The 2,537-nt window shown below is 70.4% G+C and carries 3 protein-coding genes; 1 reads left to right on the top strand and 2 read right to left on the bottom strand.

The window, feature by feature from the left end:
* The coding region (locus VF647_18805) for a saccharopine dehydrogenase C-terminal domain-containing protein (protein HEX8454145.1) at positions 1–1,099 on the top strand (1,099 nt) is incomplete at its 5' end.
* A 70-nt stretch (positions 1,100–1,169) separates the two neighbouring features.
* Here the strand turns inward: VF647_18805 and VF647_18800 are convergent.
* Both VF647_18800 and VF647_18795 read right to left on the bottom strand, forming a co-directional pair.
* Positions 1,170–1,739, bottom strand: a complete 570-nt coding sequence (locus VF647_18800) for an RES family NAD+ phosphorylase (protein ID HEX8454144.1) — start codon at positions 1,737–1,739, stop codon at positions 1,170–1,172.
* On the bottom strand, positions 1,736–2,095 hold the full coding sequence (locus VF647_18795; protein HEX8454143.1) for a hypothetical protein: 360 nt from the start codon (positions 2,093–2,095) through the stop codon (positions 1,736–1,738). Before VF647_18795 ends, VF647_18800 begins: the two co-directional genes overlap by 4 nt.
* Positions 2,096–2,537: the final 442 nt, after the last annotated feature.

Raw genomic sequence — 2,537 nt, 5'->3', positions numbered from 1 at the left:
GGACCACGAGGTGGTCATCGCCGACCTCAAGGTCGACGCGCTTCCCGCCTTCCTCCAGCCGTACCTCGGCGGCCGGCTGACGGCGCAGCAGGTGGACGCCAACGACCGCACCGGGATCCGCGACGCCATGGAAGGCGTTTCTGCGGTGATGAGCGCCTTCCCGTACTACTTCAACCTGGGGATGGCGGTGGCGGCGGTGGATTCCGGCGCGCACTTCGCCGACCTGGGCGGCAACACCGAGATCGTCCTCCAGCAGAAGGGGCTGCACGAGCGCGCCCGCGAAAAGGGCCTCTCCGTAATCCCCGACTGCGGCCTGGCGCCGGGGATGGTCAACATCCTGGCCGAGCACGGCATCCGCCAGCTAGACACCACGCGCGCGGTGCGCATCTTCGTGGGCGGGCTCCCGCAGAACCCGCAGCCCCCGCTCAACTACCAGATCGTGTACTCGCTGGAAGGGGTGCTCGACTACTACACCACCCTCTCGTGGGTGCTGCGCGACGGGCGCCCGCTGCAGGTGGCCGCCCTTAGCGAGGTGGAGGAGCTCCCGTTCGAGGGCGCCGGCACGCTCGAAGCCTTCCACACCGCGGGCGGGCTTTCGACGATGGCGCAGCGCTACGAGGGGCAGATCCCCTCGATGGAGTACAAGACGCTGCGCTACCCCGGCCACGCCCGCGCCATGGAGACGATCCGCGAGCTGGGCCTCCTGGGGCTGGAGCCGGTGGACGTGAAGGGGCAGAAGGTGACGCCGCGCGACCTGTTCATCTCGGTGGTCGGCCCCAAGCTGCGCAAGGACTACCGCGAGAGCCCGGATTTGGTGGCGCTGCGGGTGGAGGCTGAGGGCGACAAGGATGGCGAGGACACGCTCCTGCGCTGGGACCTCCTCGACCGCTTCGACCCCTCCACGGGGATCACGGCGATGATGCGCACCACCGGCTTCTCGCTCGCCATCACCGGCGCCCTGCAGGCCGCCGGCGACATCGAGCCCGGCGTCTGGACTCCGGACGAGTGCATGCCCGCCGCCGTATACATCGACTCCCTCGCGCGCCGCAACGTCATGATCCGCGAGCACCGCCTCACGCCCAGCGCGGCGGCGCGCTGAACGCTTCATCTCACACAGACGGCACGGAGGCACGGAAAGTTCTTCTCCGTGCCTCCTTTTGTTTCCCGGCTCAGCCGATGTCGAGCAGCCGGGCCGCTTCGAGCACGTGCGGGTTCGAGGTGTCCAGAACAATGGGAGGGCCGTAAGTGAGCGCATCATCCGGCAGTCGGTCGCGGAAGAGGACCGTCGTGTGCCACTCGCCCCAGAAAGCCGACCACCAGCGGAGCCCCGCGTGCCCGTCGCGGTGAAGCTCCGCGGCGATGGCCTGGGTGCGGCGGCGGTCGCGCAGCGGGGGCTGGTCAGCCGTGATGCGGTGCGCGCCCAGCACGCTGGGATCGCACAGATCCGCGATGAGCGGCCGGGCCGAGTCCACGAGTGTGGCGCGCGCCAGCGCCAGCGGGCGGCCCCACGCGGTCAGGTCGTCATCGGTGAGCGGATGCGGGGAGTTGCGGAAGCCCTGGATCATCTCCGCGACCGCGTGCTCCTCACTCTCCGCCAGGTAGATCACGCCCAGCGCGTTTCCGGGCAGGTCGGAGCGGCCCCTGCCCTGTCCGCCCGGAACATAGGTCGCGGAGAACCGCCCGCCCTCCGCCGCCGCGGGGTCCCACGGAAACACTCGCCAGAGTGCGATGGGATTCACGCGAAGGCCCCGCTCTTCTGCGCCTCGATCGCCGCGATCACGTCGGAGACGCGCCCCTCCCTCAGCACGTTGATGGGACGCCGGTTGTCCAGGTGCGCGTTCACGCCGTTGAGCCACTTGGGGATCGACGACTCCGCCAGGAACCCCGACAGGAGCGCGATGACGGCATCGAGCCCGATGATCCGGTCGCGGTTGTCGGGATCGGGCGCCTGCCCTCCCCTCCACCGCCCCGGCTGCGCGCGGCTCACCCCGAGCACCTCCGCCACCGCGGCGTCGCTTCCCAGCACGCTCGCGATGCTGTCCAGCCGCTCCGCCGCCCGTAGCGCCCGCGCCGCCGATGTTCGTGTCCGCCCCATAGCGACCTCCATGAGATGTGCGCAACAAACTTTGTAGCGCGCGCCTGCATTACACAAGTGGCGGAGATCGGGAGGGGATACAGCTGCCACCGTCTCCACCAAACAGTCGTGGGCCAGAGAGGAGCTGGCGCCGGTGGGTGCACGCGGGCGTCGGAGCGGCGCGAAGCACGGGCAGCCACGTGGGGCTGCCCCTACAGGATTCGGGTGCGGAGAGCGGGCGTTGGGGCCAGGTCGGAGGAGGGCAGACACGCAGGTCTGCCCCTACGGCATCCGTGCGAACGGCGGGACGGCGGGGCGGGGCGATGTACGCGAGGGCGGGCGGCGGGGCAGCGCGGGACACGGGCGCGATAAATCGCGCCCCTACCAGATATGTGCGCGATGGGCGGAAGTTCTCCCCCTCACCCGCCCTGCGCCCCCGCAGGCGGGGGAGGGGGGACGGTGG

Origin of the sequence: Longimicrobium sp. (assembly GCA_036387335.1) — a bacterium.
Classification (GTDB): domain Bacteria; phylum Gemmatimonadota; class Gemmatimonadetes; order Longimicrobiales; family Longimicrobiaceae; genus Longimicrobium.
Note: the sequence above shows the minus strand (reverse complement) of the source record. Positions and strands in the feature narration are given on the sequence as shown.

What these genes read in the sequence shown, in the direction of transcription:
- VF647_18795 (HEX8454143.1), bottom strand. Translation starts at nt 2,095, where the DNA reads ATGGGGCGGACACGAACATCGGCGGCGCGGGCGCTACGGGCGGCGGAG.